The following is an 18,950-nucleotide window of genomic DNA, read 5'->3' on the forward strand; positions in this document are numbered from 1 at the left end:
CGCTGAGAGCATCCTTGCCTACTTCGACCGGCCAGGAACCAGCAACGGTCCAACAGAAGCTATCAACGGGCGACTTGAGCACTTACGAGGTACCGCCTTGGGCTTTAGAAATTTAACCAATTACATAGCCAGGTGCTTGCTGAAGTCAGGAGGGTTTAGAAATCAGCTACACCCTTAAATGCGAAGAGCCTGATTACTGCGGCGGACATCAACGATGGGCGCATTCAACTCGAAACCGCAAGGAAGACAACAGAAGTGGCTTATCGCACACTTCTGTCACCAAAAAGCAAACCCAAGAAAAATGACATCCTGCTGACCAAGGACGGTTCACTTGGCCGCTTGGCTTTGGTTGGTGACGAGCAGGTTTGCATCAACCAATCTGTGGCAGTGATTCGGCCTAATGAAAAAGTTGAACCAATTTTTTTGAAGCTTCTTCTGGAAAGTCCTCGTTACCAAAAGCGGATGATTGAGGACGCTGGTGGCTCGACGATCAAGCACATCTACATCACAATCGTGAACTTGATGCAGATCGCTGTTCCACCAAACCGCGACGAACAACGCGCCATCGCGACGGCTCTAAGCGATATGGATGCACTTTTGGGTGCGCTGGAGCGGCTTATTGCCAAGAAACGCAACCTCAAACAGGCCTCCATGCAACAACTTCTCACCGGCCAAACCCGCCTTCCCGGCTTCGACGGCGGGTGGGAGATGAAGCGGTTAGGAGATATTTTGACAGTAAGACATGGCAAGAGTCAGCACGGCGTTACCGCTCCAGATGGGAAGTTTCCTATACTCGCCTCAGGTGGGGAAATCGGAAGAACAAATTCCTTTATCTACGATAAGCCTTCCGTCCTGATTGGCAGAAAAGGAACGATTGACTCCCCGCAGTATGTAGATTCGCCATTCTGGACCGTGGACACGTTGTTCTACACCGAAATCTCAAGCGAAGCTGACGCCAAGTTTGTGTTCTATAAGTTCGTAATGATTCGCTGGCGTAGTTACAACGAAGCTTCTGGCGTGCCAAGTCTCAACGCCAAGACTATTGAGAACATTGAAATTAAAACGCCACACGTCACCGAACAAACTGCCATCGCCACCGTACTGTCCGACATGGACGCAGAACTGGCAGCTTTGGAACAACGCCTGACCAAAACCCGCGCTCTCAAGCAAGGCATGATGCAGGAACTGCTCACGGGCAGGACCCGATTGCTATGACCAACCTGAGCATGGAAGCGACTCAAGCGCAGCAGGCTACTGAGCTATCCAGCAAGATCATCAGCGTTTACGAACTGCTCACGGATTCTGCGCTGGATATTCCCCAATACCAGCGCCCATACAAGTGGACCGGTAAGAACATCAACCAACTGTTCTCAGATATCGCCATCCATAAGGACAAGTCGGCCTACCGCTTGGGCACCATCGTGTTTCACCAGGACGGTGAGACAAAAAACATCGTCGATGGCCAGCAGCGCACTATCAGCCTGCTGCTGGCGGCCCGTGCGCTGATCCAGCGGAACACAGAAAAAAAGCTCGAACGCAAAGACCTGCAGGAGCGCTTGCTCAAGCTTGAGCAAGCGATGGTGAAACCCAGTTTTAGCAGCGAGATCTCGCAGAAGAACATCCACAGCAATTACCTTGAGGTGGCCCGCATCGTTTCCCGTGCGGACTTTACCGAGGCGCATATCGATTTCTTCCTGAACAAGTGCCAGGTCGTCGCCGTGGCGCTTAACGATGTATCGGAAGCCTTTCAGTTCTTCGATTCGCAGAATGCACGGGGCCGGGACCTGGAACCTCATGACTTGCTCAAAGCTTACCATCTGCGTGAGTTCAGCCCGCGTGACGAGCAGTTGAAGGCGTCCACGGTGGCTCGCTGGGAAAGCAGTGATACCAAGGAGTTGGCCACGCTGTTCTCCCAATACTTGTATCGCATCCGCAACTGGTCGAAAGGGGTTTCTGCGCGTTACTTCAGCAAGGATGACAGCGACTTGTTCAAGGGCGTGAACATCGACACGGTGGCGAGCTACCCCTATGTGGAGCAGCTGCGCATCGCCCACCATTTTGTCGATAACTACAACGGACAGTACGAGCGCAAGATCGACTCTCGCGAGCTTGTTTTTCCCTTCCATCTGGATCAGATCATCATCAATGGCCGGCGCTTTTTTGAGCTGATCAGCCACTATCAGAGCAAAGTGGCGCGGATCAGCGCCGAATCCTGGAACGGGCATGAACTAGTGGGGGCAGAAGGGCTCGATGGCTATGCGAAAACCATCATGGATACCCTCAATAGCTACCCGGCAAGAACCCGCACGGGCGATTGTTATGTGCGGGCGATGTTCGATTGCCTGTTGATTTACTACATCGACAAGTTTGGCCACGCGGATATCTCCCGCGCCATCGAGAAGATTTTCATCTGGGCCTACAGCCTGCGCCTGAAGATGCAGGTGGTGCAGCTGGCCAGCATGGATAACCACGTACTGGAGAACAACCTGTTCCGGTTGATCAAGGAAGCCACACGTCCTGCTGACTTTATAAATTGCAGCCTGCCGGTATTGAGCGGCCAGAAGTCAACCAGAACCGATGAGATCGAAGCTCTGTTCAAGGCGATGAAATATTATGAGTAGTGAAATCAGTCAGCTCTCCATCAAGGCGCTACTCAGCGGTCGGGATGAGTACGTCATCCCGATGTATCAGCGTAATTACGCCTGGGAGGAGGGCGAAATCACGCAGCTGATTCAGGACGTGATCGACTACCTGCCGGAGAATGGCAATAAAGCGCGCAATTACTACATTGGCACCTTGGTGGTGTATGAGCGCCCAGATACCAAAACGCCAGTGTTTGAAACCATTGACGGCCAACAACGGCTGACGACCCTGTCGTTGCTTACGTCGTATCTGAAAAACACCCAGTTGGTCGATCTCGCCTGGTATTCGAACCTGAGTATCCACTTCGATAGCCGTGAGCATTCGCGCGCGACCTTTGCGGCCATCTTCGAGGGGAAGTTCAATGACGACCCTGCCGAGGTGTTGGCTGAAAAACAGATCAATACCGGCATCCTCAATGGTTACCGGCTCATCCAGAAAGTCCTGCCGCAAAAGCTGAAAGAGAACAAGGTTTCGGAACAGCAATTCGCCGATTACTTGTTTGGCTACGTGCAAATCATGCGGGTGAACGTGCCGACGGATACGGACCTGAATCATTACTTCGAGATCATGAATAATCGCGGTGAGCAACTGGAGAAGCACGAGGTACTCAAGGCGCGGATGATGGAGCAGTTGCAAGGCTGCGAGCAGAGCCAGAACTGTCTGCATGCCGTTTGGGAAGCCTGCGCCAACATGGAGCGCTATGTGCAAATGGGCTTCACGCCCGATCAGCGCAGCAGCCTCTTTGGTGAAAAGGATTGGGGGACTTTTGAGCTTGCAGACTTTGATGCACTTCGGGTTGCGCTGCACCGTACGCAAAAAGCGACCACCAGGGAAGGCGTTGCGTTAACCCTTGATCAAATCATTGCCAAGGCACCGGTTGGAGAGGAGCCGAAAGAGACAAGTGATGATGTGCCAGAGCGCTTCAACACGGTAATCAACTTTCCGAACTTCCTGTTGCACGTACTGCGTGTCGATACTCAAGCGGACATCCCTCTGGATGACAAACGCCTGCTCGATACCTTTGAAACCCATGTGCTCAAGCAGCCAGACCCTGTTGCAGCTGTGAAGCGTTTTACCTTTAGTTTGCTGCGCTGTAAGTATCTGTTTGACCAGCATGTGATCAAACGCGAGTTCATCAGAGGCGCGGATGGCTGGAGCCTTAAACGCTTTAAATGGAATGACGGCGGCAAGGCTGGCGGAGCGGGTCGCGGTAGTTATGTGAATACCTTCGGCGAAGAAGAAGGCAGCGAAGGCATCAACCGCCGCATCCTGATGCTACTGTCGGCGTTTCATGTTTCCACGCCGACGCTGGTGTATAAGCACTGGCTGAATGCGGCGTTGCATCACCTGTTTCAGGCTGAGCAGGTTGAGGCTCAGGCCTATCTGCAGCACATGGAATCGGTTGCAAAGGCGTTTGTCTTTGACCGCTTTCTAGCCCCAGAGGCAGGTTTGGAATACTTTGCGATGATCTATACGAACCAGGGTGTCTGTCAGACACGCCGCGAAAGCATTGCAGCAGAAACGTTTGAGTCGCGGTTGAGGTTCGGGAATATCGAAAACAACCTGGTGTTCAACTTCCTGGACTATCTGCTTTGGCTTGAGCACGGAGCAAGCGAGCGGGTTAAATCCTACGAATTCACCTTCCGTAGTTCGGTGGAGCATTATTACCCGCAGCATCCATTGGACGGACAAGTTCAGCTCGACACTGACACGCTCAACTCGTTCGGCAATCTATGCCTGATCAGCCACAGCAAGAACTCTCGCCTGAGCAATTTCATGCCTTCGGCGAAGAGCGAGTTTTATCTGAAAAACTCCATCGATAGCGTTAAGCAGTACTTGATGATGGAGACCAAGCCTTGGGATGCCATCGCAATACGCGAGCATTCCAAGCAAATGAATAACGTGTTGCTCAACAGCCTCGCCAGCCAACACGAAACCGAGTAAACCCTGCAGGATGCACCTGATGACTCAACAACCTCGCTCCGAACGTCGCACCCAGAATCGTGTTCTGGCTTTGTTTACGGACAAGTCGCGACCTGATTGTCTCGACTACGACTACCTGGGCGAGTGGAGCAAGCGTGGGCAGAACCGCAACATTGAAGTCGAGCTGCTGCGGGCAAACCTGAAGCAGCGCGGCTACTCCGATGCGCAGATATCGGCGGTGGTGCAAAAGCTGATGGCCGCAGCGGATGCCACGGGCATCACCCTGTATCAGGCCAACTTGCGGACCTACCAGTTGCTGCGTTACGGCGTGCCGGTACAGGTCGCTGTTGGGCAGGCCCACGAAACGGTGCACCTGGTTGATTGGGAGCACCCTGAGGGCAATGACTTCGCCATTGCCGAGGAAGTGACCTTGCGCGGTGGTCATGAGCGCCGCCCTGATCTGGTGATTTACCTGAACGGTATCGCCATCGGCGTGATTGAGCTCAAGCGCAGTTCGGTTGAAGTTGCCGATGGTATTAACCAGCTGATCACCAACCAGGAGGAAATCTTCAACAAGGGTTTCTTCAGTACAGTGCAGTTGGTCTTTGCTGGCAGTGACTCCCAGGGCCTGCGCTACGGCACGGCGACTACTCGCGCCGAGTTTTTTGTCGAGTGGAAGGCTTCGTCGGCAAAACCAGAGTCAGAAGAACTGAATACTCAGCGCGAGATGCCTGCCCGCTATGACGTGATACCTGGCGCAGACGCGGCGCAGTCCGGTTATCTGCTGGATGGCCCCTTGGCGCAGATGTGCGAGAAGTCGCGTCTGCTTGACCTGATCCGCAACTTCATCATCTTCGATGCGGGCATCAAGAAGGTGCCGCGCCCGCATCAATACGCCGCAGTGAAGGCCGCGCAGGAGCGAGTTCGGCGTCAAGAGGGTGGGGTCATCTGGCACACCCAGGGCAGTGGCAAGAGTATTCTGATGGTGCTGATCGCCAAGTGGTTGCTGGAGCACGATCCAGAGGCGCGCATTCTGGTCATCACGGATCGCGATGAGCTGGACAAGCAAATATCCGGGGTGATGCGTAATGCCGGGGTAATCGGCAACGACTCGCCCTCGCCACGTATTACCTCCCGTGCCGATCTTGTGCAGAAGCTTTCCGCTACCTCGCCGCGCTTGCTCTGTGCGCTGTTGCACAAGTTTGAGCCAGATCTGAGCGTGCCGCCACCGCCCATGCATGGGCGCTTCTATGTATTCGTGGATGAATGCCATCGCACCCAAGGCGGTGACATGAACAAGCAAATGAAGCAGTGGCTGGCCAATGCCCTGTTTATTGGCTTTACCGGTACACCGCTACTGCGCAAGGACAAACAGACTACGCGCGATGTGTTCGGCACCTACATCCACACCTACAAATTCCACGAAGCCGTGGCGGACAAGGTTGTGCTGGACCTTAAATACGAAGCGCGCGACGTACCGCAGCGTTTGACTTCGCGAAAAGCCATCGATGCCTGGTTCGAGCAGAAAACCAAAACATTGAACAACTACCAGAAGTCGATCCTGCGCAAGCGCTGGGCGACCATGGAAGCGCTAATGAGCGCCGGCGAGCGCAAGCAGCGCATCATCGCCAGCATCATAGAGGACTTCAGTCTGAAACCACGGCTGAACAACGACCGGGGCACCGCCATTCTTGTGGCAGCGAGCATCTATGATGCCTGCCATTACTTCCGTTTGTTTGAGACCACTTCGTTCGGCCCTTACTGCGGCATTGTCACGTCCTATGAGCCGAACCACAACGCGATCTCCCGCGAGCCGGCACAAAGCGATGAGCGTTACAAGTTCGATACCTACACGCAGTACGTGCTGAAGCCGGGCCTGACCACCACTGCTTATGAAGAAGAGACCAAACGTCGCTTCATTGAAGAACCGGCCAACCTGAAGCTACTCATCGTGGTCAGCAAACTGCTGACTGGCTTCGATGCACCCAGTTGCTCCTACATCTATCTGGATAACGAGCTGCGGGACCATAACCTGTTCCAGGCAATTTGCCGCACCAACCGACTCGACGGCGATGATAAGGACTTTGGCTATATCGTCGACTTCAAAGAGCTGTTCGGCGACGTGCAGGATGCCATTTCGGTGTACACCTCTGACGATTTAGATGTCGACGCAGGTAGCGGGGGCAATAACAACGTTGAGCTGAAGAATTGGCTGGTCGAAGGGAAGAAGCAATTGGACGCTGCCCGAGAGGCATTGAGCTATTTGTGCGCCCCCGTGGCGCCGCCACGGGAGGTTGAGCAGTTTATCCATTACTTCTGTGGCTCTGCCGCTAACGCCAATGGGCTGGATGAGACCGAAGCACTGCGGGTGTCCTTCTACAAGACGGTGGCTTCATTTGTGCGGGCGTTTGCCGATTTGGCGCAGAACCTCACCGAAGCTGGTTACTCGGCTGCTGAAGCGGGAAGGCTACAAACTGAGGTGCAGTTCTATGCAGACCTGCGTGAGGCGATCAAGAAACATTCCGGCGAAGAGTTGGATATCAAGCCATTCGAAGCGGACATGCGGCATCTGCTCAATACTTATATTCAGGCAGACCACGCCGATCCGATGAGCACGGTCGATAATTTTTCGCTGGTTGAATTGATCGTTCAGACTGGCGTTCACGATGCCATCGCCAAAAAGCTCAACGCCAAAGGCAACCTCTCCAAGGGGGCGATTGCCGAAGGCATTATCAACAACGTGCGCAAGACCATCATTCGTGAACAATTGACAGATCCGAAGTTCTACGAGCGTATGTCGCAGTTGCTTGAGGATCTGATCAAACAGAGTCGTGAAGATGCTGCCGCTTACGAGGAGTTTTTGCGCAAGGCCGAGGCGCTGGTCAGACAGTTGGGGCAGAAAGGACCAGGAAACTCTCCGGCTGCACTTAACGGCCACCGGGAAGCCACTGTGCTGTTTAACAACCTCGACAACATTGCAACGACCACTTTCCAGTGTCCGAAAGATGAAGGGTCGAAGGTGAAACTGGCTCTGGATCTTGATCTGGCCATGCGCGGATCGGCCCCGGCATCCTGGCGAGGAGACCCAGCACGGGAAGCGCAGGTTCTTAATGCACTGTTCCCTCTGATGGGGCGCGACCGTGTTGCGACCTCGGCGATTTTCGAGATTATCAAGAACCAACCGGGATATTGATGAACGAGATTATTGAGCTGGGCGACATTTCAATTTCAGTGACCAGGAAAGACATCAAGAATGTCCACCTGAGTGTGCACCCGCCAGAGGGGCGGGTAACGTTAGTCGCCCCAACAAGTACGCGGTTTGAAGTCGCTCGGGCTTATGCTATTTCCAGGCTGGGCTGGATTCGCGAGCAACAGAGCAAACTGGAGGCGCAGGCGCGTGAGGCGCCGCGTCAGTTTGTGGAAAGAGAAAGCCACTATGTCTGGGGTCGGCGCTACCTGATGGTGGTTAACCATCGGGACGCCAAGCCATCGGTGGTGCTCGACCACAAACGCATTACCTTAACCGTTCGCCCCGGCAGCGATGCGCATAAGCGCGCCGAAGTGATACACGAATGGCAGAGGCTGCAACTGCACGCCGTGGTGCCAGTGCTGATCAGGAAGTGGGAGCGCAAGCTGAAGGTGAAGGTGGCGGGTTATTACCTGCGGCGAATGAAAACCAAATGGGGTAGCTGTAACCATCAAGCAGGGAACATTCGACTGAACACCGAGTTGGTGAAGAAGCCGAAAGACCTGCTTGAGTACGTGATCGTTCACGAGATGGTTCATCTGATTGAACCCACCCACAATGAGCGCTTTATCTCGATCCTCGGGGAGCAGTTTCCAACTTGGCGTGAGGCCCGTGCCGAGTTGAATGAGTTACCTTTGGCGGCTGAGGTTTGGAAAGAGTGAGGCTGCAATAGTACGATTGTAAGTGCGAATGTGGAGTTAGGCTAAGGCTCGCCGAATATCACATCAGCAGATCTCGACCTCTCCCTAATCGCTTCCAGAGCAATAGAGCTGTGAGTCGATAGTAATACCGGGTGGCGTTGGCATGGTCTTTCAGATGCTGAGTGAGAAACCAGCGTACATGCTTGAGCTGCCAAGTCCAGGGATTATCACGTTGCCATCGCTATTGAATGGCCGCTTGTATGGCTCGGGCTTGGCGTAGGTGTCGTTGTTGTGTGACCTTCGAACCGGTCAGCACGCCTCTCAGGAACAGTGCCATATCGAAGGACTCACTCATGTTCTGCCTCCAATGTAGGCGGAAACTACCTCGATCCGGTTGTGCCCTAGCTCCAAGCTGATTTGTTGGCGTGCCTGTTGATCCAGGTCGCGGTCAATACGATAGCAGTGGCCATCGTTGATTGGTGCGGCGTGGCCGGTGAGCTGCTCATACCGTTCGCAGGCGTATGCCGTGCGCAGTTCGTGGAAATTCTTTAGTCCCTGCTTGCGCAATAGTTGGCTGGCAGGGAGCACGCGCCGTTGCAGGAACCCGGCATAGCTTTCGGCTTGGTCCAGTAAGTTTCGGCTGCCGGCAGGGGATACCTCAAGCGCCAACTGGAGTGCTGCGTTCACTTGTTCATTGGCGATGATCCAACGCGGTGCTGATGCTCCTGAGCGGCCGCCTTTGGTGCCGTCTTGGATATTCGCCCCAAGTGCTCGGCTTCGTATTGCTAGCGTGGCAGGTTAGCGAGAATTGCTTCGCGCAGGCGCATACCGGTCATCCGGGCCATCATGATAATCGCGGCCACCCGCTTGTACTTCTGTTCAAGCAATACCGCAGCATTCGCTGCACCTGTTGATGGTCTTGACTATCTGGCGCTCGGGTGCGTACGTTGGAGCGCTGCTGCCCCAACGCCTGTCTCGGGCTGATGATTCTTACGTCCTGATCACCTCGCAGCGCAGCGAGGGTGCGGTTAATGCTGCTCAGGCGGTTTTTGCGCGGTGGCGATGCACAGTTCGCCTTGTTGGATCTGTTGGCGAAGATAACCGGCGTAGTCATTTAGTGTTTATCGATCAATCTGGCGAGTATCGTTGTAACCGGGGCCATCCTCTGACCGGCACCAGCGCGCTGATTCAGTATTCCAAAGATTAGCACCGGGTGAGCTGGAATACCGTCTGGAATACCCGAGCGGCTGGAACTCAAAAACTCTTCAAAGACCGCAAAAGCGCTGGAGGCCGCGTATTTACTGGATCGCAGGCACAAAAAAAGACGTCCATGGACGTCTTTAGATGTTAATTTGGTGGAGCCGGGGGGATTTGAACCCCCGTCCGCCAGTACTCCGCTGTCGGTACTACATGCTTAGCCGTGTCTATTAAGTTAACCCTCAGCGGCCCGACGGGCAGGGTGCATTGGGCGAGTTGTGTAAGTTTTAGCCACTTCGTCCACAACGTACTACGCGGCGATCCTGTTCTGTATGACAATCACTTCGGGTTTACAGGCATCCCCTGGTGATTGCTGGAGCCGAAGCTACCAGAAGAGCGGGCTCAGCTGCTTACGCAGCGAGAGCGTAGCCCTCGTAGGTTTCGTCATTGGCAACTATAGAAAGTTGCAACAGTGGATTTACGAGTTCTGTTACCAACTCGGCATGCACCTAGAGTTTCGCTACCGGCGTCGAATCCTAATCGGCCCCATTTGCTGCTCTAGCTGGAACGCTTTCTAAGCGCTCACAGGGGAGTATACGCTTTCGCTGGGGTAACGTCGACTGTCTGCTGGCACCATGGATCGCCGGCCAGGCTGGCGATCCATGGTTGCACTCAGATAGCGCGCGCCCGTGTCACTCGGTCCACCAGGTAAACCAGGCCGTGGTAGTCGATGCCGCCATGGTTGGACAGCCCGATTTCACAGGTGCGGCTGGTGGAGATCCCTTCGCTGCAATGCTGCACCGCATCCTTCAGGCTGCGCAGTGAGTGGGCATTGAGCTCCGGTGTGGTAAAGCCTTTGTCGCCAGCGAAACCACAGCAGTGAATGCCTTCCGGAATCACCACCTGCTTGCTGCAGCGCCGCGCCAGGTCGATCAGGGCCTGGCTTTCGCCCAGGTGCTGGGTGCTGCAGGTCACGTGGACCGCAATCGGTTCGTCCTGCGGGGTGAACTCCAGTTTGTCGACCAGGTGGGTGCGTATGAAGCGCACTGGGTCGTACAGGTCCAGCCGTGTGTCGGCCAGGTCCTGAACCAGGCGCAGGGTGCAGGGGCTGGTGTCGCAGTAGATAGGGTCGAGCCCGCCGCGGCTGGCATGCAGTAGCGCGCTGATGAGTTCCTGGCGTTTGTGCTCGGCCTGCTCGGCGTAGCCCTTGGAGGCAAACGGCTGGCCGCAGCAGAGGCCGTCCTGATTCTCGGGGAAGACCACCTGGTAACCGGCCTTTTCCAGCAGCGCACGGGTTTTGTCCAGCAGTGAGGTCTGTTCACGGTCGCCCGCGGCTGGGCCCATGACCCGCGAAACGCAGGCGGCCAGGTACACCACGCGGGGGCGGGCATCGTGGCTGCTCGGGCTGAAACGCATGGCCTTGAGCGGCTGCGGCATGGCTGCCGTCCACTGCGGTATACGGCCCTTGCTGAGCTCGCTCAGTGTGTTGCTGATACGCGCCAGGCGCGGTGCGCCGAGCAGCTTGCGTGCCGTATCGGCAGCCATAAGGGTCAGGCGTGCACCGCTGAGCGCCGAGTGGAAGTGCTCAGCCAGCCAGTCCGCGGTTTTTACATGCTGTGCGGCCTGGCCGCGAAGTTTTTTCACCAGTTCGCCCGTGTTGATGCCTACCGGGCAACGCTGTGCACACAGGCCGGTAGCGGCACAGGTATCGATGCCTTGGTACTGGTAGTCGCGCTCCAGTTCTCGGGTGTCAATGCCGGCGCGCTTCTTGGCCTGGATGTCACGCCACATGACGATGCGTTGACGTGGGCTGAGGGTCAGCCCCTTGGACGGGCAGACCGGCTCGCAGAACCCGCACTCGATGCACTTGTCGACGATTTCGTCGGCCGCCGGCAACGGCTTGAGGTTCTTCAGGTGGATCTGTGGGTCTTGGCTGAGCACCACATCCGGGTTGAGGATGCCGTTGGGGTCAAGCAGGCGCTTGAGCGACCACATCAGTTGGTAGGCGTCCTCGCCCCATTCCAGTTCGACGAACGGTGCCATGTTGCGGCCGGTGCCGTGTTCGGCCTTCAGCGAGCCGCCGAACTCGACGGCCACCAGGTGTGCCACGTCGTCCATGAACGCCTGGTAGCGTGCGACTTCCTCGGCGCTGTTGAAGCCTTGGGTGAAGACGAAGTGCAGGTTGCCTTCCAGTGCATGGCCAAACAGGATCGCTTCGTCGTAGTGGTGTTTGTCGAACAGGGCGATCAGGCGGTTCACGCCGATGGCCAGTTGTTCCACCGGGAAGGTCACGTCTTCGATGATTACCGTTGTGCCGGTTTTGCGCACGGCGCCGACGGCCGGGAAGGTGTCTTTACGAATAGCCCAGAGCTTGGCGTTTTCCTTGGCGTCTTCGGTGAAGTCCACCTGCTTTTCCACCGGAAACGGTGCCAACGAGGCCATGATCTGTGCAAGCTGCTCATGCAGCAGTGCCTGGCTGGCAGCACGCGATTCGATCAGCAGTGCGCAGGCGCTTTCCGACAGTTGCTGGACGAAGGCCGGCATTCCCGGCTTGTCTTGCACTGAACGCAGGCTGCGACGGTCAAGCAGTTCGACGGCTGAGACGGGCTGGCTCTTCAGGACGCTGACGGCGGTGCAGCAGGTCTCCACATCCGGGAAGACGATCAGCGCCGAAGCTTTGTGCGGGTGGTCGATGACAGTGTCGTAGGTGACCGCACTGATGAAGCCCAAGGTACCCTCGGAGCCGACCATCAGGTGAGAGAGGATATCCAGCGGTTGGTCATAGTCGATCAGGGCATTGAGCGAGAGACCAGTAGTGTTCTTCAGGCGGTATTTGTGGCGGATTTTCGCAGCCAGTTCGGTGTTGGCGCGTGTCTCGCGGCCAAGCCGGGCGAGTTCGTCCAGCAGTGCGGCGTGGCTCTGCTCGAAGGCGCGGACGCTGGCTGGGTCTTCACTGTCCAGGCGCGTGCCATCGGCCAACACCAGGCGCATGCCGGCCAGCGTGTGGTAGGTGTTCTGGGCGGTGCCACAGCACATGCCGCTGGCGTTGTTGGCGACGATGCCGCCTATCTTGCAGGCGTTGATCGAGGCCGGGTCAGGGCCGATCTTGCGCCCGAAGGGGGCCAGCCAGGCGTTTGCCTGCGCGCCAATCACCCCAGGTTGCAGACGGATCTGCTGGCCCTGGGTGCGGATTTCGCGCCCGTTCCAGTTGTCGCCCAGGACGATCAGCACCGAGTCGCTGATGGCTTGCCCGGACAGGCTGGTGCCCGCCGCTCGGAAGGTCACCGGCACGTGGTCACGTTGAGCCAGTTTGAGCAGGGCGACCACCTCATCTTCTGACTCGACACGAATCACCAGCTTGGGGATCAGTCGATAGAAACTGGCGTCGGTACCGAAGGCTAACGTTGAGGTTGGATCATCGAAGCGGCGGTCCTTGGGGATCAGCCGCTGAACGTCGTGCAGAAACGTGGCAGGCAGGCTCATTGGTCCTCCAGGATCAACACCACCAAGTCTTTCGGGCCGTGGGCGCCGTAGGCCAGTACCTGCTCGATGTCGGCTGTTTTCGAGGGGCCGGAGATCAGCAGGGCGTTGGTCGGCATGCCGGCGGCCCAGGAAAACTTCTGTTGGACCTCGTAGAAGTTGTCATGGATTTCGCTGGCCTTGAGCAGGGCGAAATGCACCGGTGGCACCAGGCTCATCAAGCGTGGTTCCTGCGGGGTTGGCCAGACGATCAGGCTGCCAGTCGCGGCGATTGCGCCCAAGGTACCGGTGAGGCTGGCCGGGGTGTCATTGAACAGCTCGGCCTTCCACTCTTCCACGGGCCGGTCGTAGGCCTTGAGTGGCGGCAGGTCGCTGCATTGCTGCCAGTAGGCCGACAGCTGCTGGCCGTGAGCCGTGGCCGGGGCGATCAGCAGGCTTGGCAACTGGCGCTCGCGCATCAGTTGCGCCACACGCTGCGGCCAATCGGCAGCGGTCGTCAGGTGGATTTCGGTATGCACCGCTTCCATCAACTTGCGCAGTTGGGCAATCCGTTGCTCGGGAGCATAGCGCCAAGGTTCGGTGACCAGCGCTTCATCGAAATTGTCGGCCAGCGGTGTGGTGCCGCTGAGGCTTTTGCGCAGTTTGGCGAGGATGTTCTGTTTTGCGCTCATCAGTGCTTGTCCTGCTTGGCCAGGTGTTCACGCGCCAGCTCATGCAGCGAGCGGGCAGCCGGTTTCGGGGCGCTGTGGTTCTGTGTCCAGGGGCCGACGTTGTTCGGCACCCACTGGCGCAAGCGGGTGGCGAAGAAACCGAACAGGCGGTAAAGCCCAGGCGATGTATTCAGGCGAACCCAGAAGTTCCAGATCATCCGTTCCTTGCGTGAGTACTTGCTGCCTTGGCCACGCATGACTTGATGCGGGCTGTCCGGCGCTTTCACGTTTTCTTCGCGCAAACGGCGCAACAGGGCCGGAATCGGGATTTTCACCGGGCAGACTTCACCACAGGCACCGCACAGCGATGACGCGCTTGGGTGGTCTGGAACCTTGGCCAGGCCGACCATGTGAGGGGTGATGATCTTGCCGATAGGGCCGGGGTAGACCTCACCGTAGGTGTGGCCACCAATGCGGGTGTAGACCGGGCAATGGTTCATGCAGGCGCCACAGCGGATGCAGTTCAGGGTCTGGCGCAGTTCGCTGTCGGCGAAGGCCTGGCTGCGGCCGTTGTCGAGCAGCACCAGGTGGACTTCCTGTGGGCCGTCGAGCTCTTCTGCCTTGCGTGGGCCGGAGATCATGTTGACGTAGGTGGTGATCGGCTGGCCAAGCGCGGAGCGGGTCAGCAACGACAGCAGCGGCACCACATCGCGCAGGTTCTCGACCACTTTCTCGATGCCGGTCACGGCAATATGCACCGGCGGCACGGTGGTGGACATGCGCCCGTTGCCTTCGTTTTCTACCAGCAGCAAGGTGCCGGTTTCGGCAACGGCGAAGTTGACCCCGGAGACGCCTACATCAGCCTCGAAGAACTTTTCACGCAGCACCCGGCGGCCGATCTGAATAAGTTGGTCAACGTCCTTGGTGTACTCCACGCCAAGTTTGTCGTGGAACAAGGACGCGACCTGGCCGGCATTCTTATGGATTGCCGGCATAATTATATGAGAAGGCTTCTCGTGGTCGAGCTGGACGATGAACTCGCCCATGTCCGATTCCAGGCATTCAATGCCCTGTTCAGCGAGGACATGGTTCATCTCCATTTCTTCGCTGACCATCGATTTGCCCTTGATCACTTGCCGGGCCTCGTGAGCCCGGATGATCGAGAGGACGATGCCATTGGCTTCGTCCACCGTTTCCGCCCAGTGTACCTTCACACCGTTGCGAGTCAGGTTCTGTTCAAGCTGCTCGAGCAAGTCGGGCAGCTTGGATAATGCACGAGCGCGAATGGCGTTACCCAATGCGCGCAGATGCTCACGTTCATGAGCATCACTGAAGGCCACGGCGCGCTTGGTCATCAGCGAGTCCATGGCACTGCGGAAGTTGTTCCGCAGTTGTTGATCGCCCAGGGCCTTGTGAGCCCGAGCGCGAAAATCGTCCTGCACCTCGACGGTCGGAATCAGCGATGGCGTGCTCATTGGCCACCCCCGGTACGTTGCCAGAGGAAGCTGGCCAAGTGTTGACCGCGCAGCGCTTCACGCTGTTTTTCCAGGGCGCCGTTGATGTTCATCAGGCAACCGCAGTCGGCGCTCACCACCTGGTGGGCACCGGAGTCTTTCAGGGCGCGGGTCTTGTCTGCGACCATTGCACCGCTAATGTCTGGCATACGGACGCTGAAGGTGCCGCCAAAGCCACAACATTCGCTTTCATGGTCGTGTTCGACCCGTTCCACATTACCCAGTTGTGCCAGCAGCGCACGCCCGTGTACATGGGTGTTCATTTCCCGGCGTGCCGAGCATGAGGTATGCAGCGCCACTTTGACCGGATTACCGCTGTCCTGCAGTTGTACCTTGCACACATGCAGCAGGAATTCGGCCAGCTCATAGGTACGCGCCGCAAGCGCCTTGACCTGTTGCAGCGTGGCAGGTTCGTCGTGGAACAGGTCCGCATAGTGTTCGCGAATCATGCCCGCACACGAGCCCGACGGGACGACCACCGGATAATCGCCGGCAAACAGCGCCAGTTGTGCCCTGGCCACTTCCCGGGCCTGCTCGGTGTAACCGCTGGTGTAAGCCGGTTGACCACAGCAGCTCTGGCCTTGGGGGTACTCGACACGAATGCCCTCACGCTCCAGCAGGCGGATCGCGTCCATGCCCGCTTCCGGGTAGAACAGATCGACCACACAGGTACCGAACAGGTAGACCTTCGCGGGTTTGTGTTGTGGGTATTCCCGTGGTTGGGGCAGTGGCGGTGCGACGCGGGTGGCGTTGGGCACGGCGTTGTAAAACAGGTCGCTCATCAGGCGTGTCTCCGGGTGGGCCCGGTTATCCATCCTGCGTGCTGCCGGCACTTTATCCAGCGAAGCTTTCGGCAACCTTGCAGGCGGGGTTGTTGAACAACTGGCGCGAGCGTGCCCGCGCCAGGTTTATTGCATCAAGCGTAACGTGAATCAGTGCACCAGCATGCCGGTCAGCCAGTACGCCTGGATCAGGGTGATCAGGCCGACGATGGTGGCAAAGAACAGGCTGTGCTTAAGCGTGAAGCGGAACAGGTCCGACTCTTTGCCGACCAGGCCGGTGGCGGCGCAGGCGACAGCGATGGACTGTGGCGAAATCATCTTGCCGGTAACGCCGCCGCTGGTGTTGGCCGCAACCAGCAGGGTGTCGTTGACCCCGATCTGGTGTGCGGTGGTGGCTTGCAGCGAGCTGAACAGCGCGTTGGACGAGGTGTCCGAACCGGTCAGGAACACGCCCAGCCAACCCAGGAACGGCGAGAAGAACGGGAACGCAGCGCCTGTACCGGCCAGCACCAGAGCCATCGTCGAGGACATGCCCGAGTAGTTGGTGACGAAGGCAAAGGCCAGCACCATGCCAATCGAAAGAATAGGCCAGCGCAGCTCGTAGAAGGTCTCTTTCAAAGTGGTCAGACCAGTTTTGACGTTGATCTTCAGTACCAGCATCGAGATCAGGGCAGAGAAGAAAATCGCCGTACCGGTGGCCGAGATCGGGTCAAGTTTGAACACCGCCGGGATCGCCGTTGGGTTGGCAACGATCGGTGCGCTCTTGATGACCAGTTGATCCAGGTGCGGGATGGCAAAGTTGAACACCCAGCTGTACATCGAGCCGCCAGCGGCGAACATCGCCTTGAACGGTTTCAGGGTCCAGATGGTGACCAGCACGGTGAGGATCAGGAACGGCGACCAGGCTTTGAAAATTTCACCCAGGCTGTAAGGCGACGGCTGGGTCGTGCGTGGCTGACCAAAGCCACCAGCGCTCTGAACGGCAGCCGCGCCCACGCTGGCGTTGGCGGTTGCGAACGAGCGCTTGGGCTGCCAGACCTTCAGGAACAGGGTCAGGGAGATCAGGCTGGCCAAGGCCGAGGTGATGTCCGGCAGTTCCGGGCCGATGAAGTTGGAGGTGAAGTACTGAGTGACGGCGAAGCTCAGGCCGGCGACCAGCGCTGCTGGCCAGGTCTCTTTGACGCCGCGCAGGCCGTCCATCATGAACACCAGCCAGAACGGCACGAACATCGACAGCAGTGGCAGTTGGCGACCGGTCATGGCGCCAATCTTGAACGCGTCGATGCCGGTGACTTGTCCGGCCACGATGATCGGGATGCCCAAGGCACCGAATGCTACTGGCGCGGTGTTGGCGATCAGGCACAGGCCGGCAGCGTAGAGCGGGTTGAAGCCCAGGCCTACCAGCAACGCTGCGGTGATGGCCACAGGCGCGCCGAAGCCGGCCGCACCCTCAAGGAACGCACCGAAGCAGAAGCCAATCAGCAGCACCTGCAGGCGTTGGTCGTCGGTAATCGACAACACCGAGCTGCGGATGACTTCGAACTGACCGCTCTTGACCGTCAATTTGTACAGGAAGACGGCGGCGACGATGATCCAGGCGATGGGCCACAGGCCATAGGCAAAGCCATAGCCGGCGGCGGCGAACGCCATGTCGGCAGGCATCTGGAACGCAAAGATCGCCACCAGGATCGACAACGCCAGGGTAATGCTGCCAGCGATGTGGCCTTTGAGGCGGAATACGGCCAGAGCCAGGAAGAAGAACACGATGGGGATGACTGCCGCCATAGCGGACAAGCCAAGACTGCCAAGCGGACTGTAGATCTGTTGCCAGGTTTGCATATGGGGTGGCCCCTAATTGTTGTTGGTCGTGCGCTGACAGTTGGTTAATTGGTAATACCAATTTACAATGTCGTGGCGCTAGGTTAAAAGCCGTGCCGGGGGTGTGTCAATTTGCCTCGGCGAAACTTTCGTATCAGGGCGTAGGAAAAGACGCCTGAGTGGCCTGGAAAGATGCAAACTGATGGGTGTCGATCGGGTGTGGATACGCCAGAATAGGCGGCTCCGGAGGTGCCCGGGATAGTGGAGAGTACGTGATGGTTTTCGATCAGGTCCGCCAGCGCCGTTTGTCCGATGACATCGTCGAACGGCTTGAGGGGATGATTCTTGAAGGCACTTTGACTGCTGGCGAGCGATTGCCGGCCGAGCGGTTGCTGGCTGAGCAGTTTGGTGTTTCACGGCCGTCGTTGCGTGAAGCCATCCAGAAGCTGGTGGCCCGAGGCATGCTGGTGAGTCGCCAGGGTGGCGGTAACTACGTGGCTGAGTCGCTGGGCTCGACGTTCAGTGATCCATTGTTACTGCTGCTTGAGAATAATCCTGAAGCGCAGCGTGATCTGCTTGAGTTCCGGCACACCCTGGAGGCCTCGTGTGCCTACTATGCGGCGATTCGTGCAACCGAGGTTGATCGCGAGCGACTGAAAGCCGCCTTCGATGCGCTTCAGGATTGCTACGCCCGTGCCGATGAAGTCAGCCGGGCCGAGGAGGGGGCTGCCGATGCGAGTTTTCACCTGGCGATTGCCGAGGCCAGCCACAATGCTGTTCTGCTGCATACCATTCGTGGGTTGTTCGACTTGCTCAAGCGCAACGTTGTGACCAACATTGGCGGTATGTACAAGCAGCGCAGCGAGACACGCGACATGCTGATTGCTCAGCACCGTGATTTGTATCTGGCGATTGTCGAGGGGCGTGCGCAAGATGCCCGTGAGGTGTCTAGCCGGCACATTCTGTATGTGCAGGAAGTCCTCGAAGAGGTGCGTCAGGAAGTGCAGCGGGTTGCCCGGGCCGAGCGCCGCAAAGGCCGCTAGCCAGCCGCTTTT

12 protein-coding genes, 1 other RNA gene and 2 pseudogenes are annotated in these 18,950 nt (G+C 57.5%); 7 read left to right on the top strand and 8 right to left on the bottom strand.

Features of this window, described 5'->3' with window-relative positions:
- The 6 genes from EKA13_RS04610 to EKA13_RS04635 form a co-directional block, all read left to right on the top strand.
- The coding region (locus tag EKA13_RS04610) for a transposase (protein ID WP_141685661.1) at nucleotides 1-178 on the top strand (178 nt) is incomplete at its 5' end.
- A gap of 77 nt (nucleotides 179-255) precedes the next feature.
- Nucleotides 256-1,215 (top strand): restriction endonuclease subunit S, encoded by a 960-nt coding sequence (locus EKA13_RS04615; protein ID WP_083199738.1) that lies wholly within the window; start codon nucleotides 256-258, stop codon nucleotides 1,213-1,215.
- On the top strand, nucleotides 1,212-2,621 hold the full coding sequence (locus EKA13_RS04620; protein ID WP_065758234.1) for a DUF262 domain-containing protein: 1,410 nt from the start codon (nucleotides 1,212-1,214) through the stop codon (nucleotides 2,619-2,621). The genes EKA13_RS04615 and EKA13_RS04620 overlap by 4 nt, the downstream gene beginning before the upstream one ends.
- The gene (locus tag EKA13_RS04625) at nucleotides 2,614-4,587 is read left to right on the top strand and encodes a GmrSD restriction endonuclease domain-containing protein (protein ID WP_065758235.1); all 1,974 of its coding nucleotides are present in this window, start codon (nucleotides 2,614-2,616) and stop codon (nucleotides 4,585-4,587) included. The genes EKA13_RS04620 and EKA13_RS04625 overlap by 8 nt, the downstream gene beginning before the upstream one ends.
- A 19-nt stretch (nucleotides 4,588-4,606) precedes the next feature.
- Nucleotides 4,607-7,759 (top strand): type I restriction endonuclease subunit R, encoded by a 3,153-nt coding sequence (locus EKA13_RS04630; RefSeq protein ID WP_065758236.1) that lies wholly within the window; start codon nucleotides 4,607-4,609, stop codon nucleotides 7,757-7,759.
- Nucleotides 7,759-8,475 carry a M48 family metallopeptidase gene (locus EKA13_RS04635; protein ID WP_065758237.1) on the top strand — a complete coding sequence of 239 codons (717 nt, stop codon included), beginning with the start codon at nucleotides 7,759-7,761 and terminating at the stop codon, nucleotides 8,473-8,475. The genes EKA13_RS04630 and EKA13_RS04635 overlap by 1 nt, the downstream gene beginning before the upstream one ends.
- Nucleotides 8,476-8,533: 58 nt before the next feature.
- On the opposite strand, the pseudogene EKA13_RS28265 reads toward EKA13_RS04635, so the two are convergent.
- The 8 genes and pseudogenes from EKA13_RS28265 to EKA13_RS04675 all read right to left on the bottom strand — a co-directional run bounded on the left by EKA13_RS28265 (nucleotide 8,534) and on the right by EKA13_RS04675 (nucleotide 17,916).
- Nucleotides 8,534-8,809 (bottom strand): annotated as a pseudogene (locus EKA13_RS28265) (hypothetical protein).
- A pseudogene (locus tag EKA13_RS28270) lies at nucleotides 8,806-9,635 on the bottom strand (integrase domain-containing protein); the annotation flags it as partial. The pseudogenes EKA13_RS28265 and EKA13_RS28270, both read right to left, overlap by 4 nt.
- 172 nt (nucleotides 9,636-9,807) lie before the next feature.
- Nucleotides 9,808-10,199, bottom strand: a transfer-messenger RNA (tmRNA) gene (gene ssrA / locus EKA13_RS04650).
- A gap of 124 nt (nucleotides 10,200-10,323) precedes the next feature.
- Nucleotides 10,324-13,134: an FAD-binding and (Fe-S)-binding domain-containing protein gene (locus tag EKA13_RS04655; protein ID WP_065758238.1), complete on the bottom strand. Its 2,811-nt coding sequence runs from the start codon at nucleotides 13,132-13,134 to the stop codon at nucleotides 10,324-10,326.
- A complete protein-coding gene (locus tag EKA13_RS04660) occupies nucleotides 13,131-13,802 on the bottom strand; it encodes a LutC/YkgG family protein (protein ID WP_065758239.1) in 672 nt (223 codons plus the stop codon). Before EKA13_RS04660 ends, EKA13_RS04655 begins: the two co-directional genes overlap by 4 nt.
- Nucleotides 13,802-15,256, bottom strand: coding sequence for a LutB/LldF family L-lactate oxidation iron-sulfur protein (locus EKA13_RS04665; protein ID WP_065758240.1), 1,455 nt, complete (start codon nucleotides 15,254-15,256; stop codon nucleotides 13,802-13,804). The genes EKA13_RS04660 and EKA13_RS04665 overlap by 1 nt, the downstream gene beginning before the upstream one ends.
- Nucleotides 15,253-16,077, bottom strand: a complete 825-nt coding sequence (locus EKA13_RS04670; protein WP_065758241.1) for a (Fe-S)-binding protein — start codon at nucleotides 16,075-16,077, stop codon at nucleotides 15,253-15,255. Before EKA13_RS04670 ends, EKA13_RS04665 begins: the two co-directional genes overlap by 4 nt.
- A gap of 150 nt (nucleotides 16,078-16,227) precedes the next feature.
- The gene (locus tag EKA13_RS04675) at nucleotides 16,228-17,916 is read right to left on the bottom strand and encodes a lactate permease LctP family transporter (RefSeq protein ID WP_065758242.1); all 1,689 of its coding nucleotides are present in this window, start codon (nucleotides 17,914-17,916) and stop codon (nucleotides 16,228-16,230) included.
- A gap of 254 nt (nucleotides 17,917-18,170) precedes the next feature.
- Between EKA13_RS04675 and EKA13_RS04680 the strand changes: the two genes are divergently transcribed.
- Nucleotides 18,171-18,938, top strand: coding sequence for a GntR family transcriptional regulator (locus tag EKA13_RS04680; RefSeq protein WP_065758243.1), 768 nt, complete (start codon nucleotides 18,171-18,173; stop codon nucleotides 18,936-18,938).
- The last annotated feature ends 12 nt before the right edge of the window (nucleotides 18,939-18,950 follow it).

Origin of the sequence: Pseudomonas defluvii, from assembly GCF_001695625.1 — a bacterium.
Lineage (GTDB): Bacteria > Pseudomonadota > Gammaproteobacteria > Pseudomonadales > Pseudomonadaceae > Aquipseudomonas > Aquipseudomonas defluvii.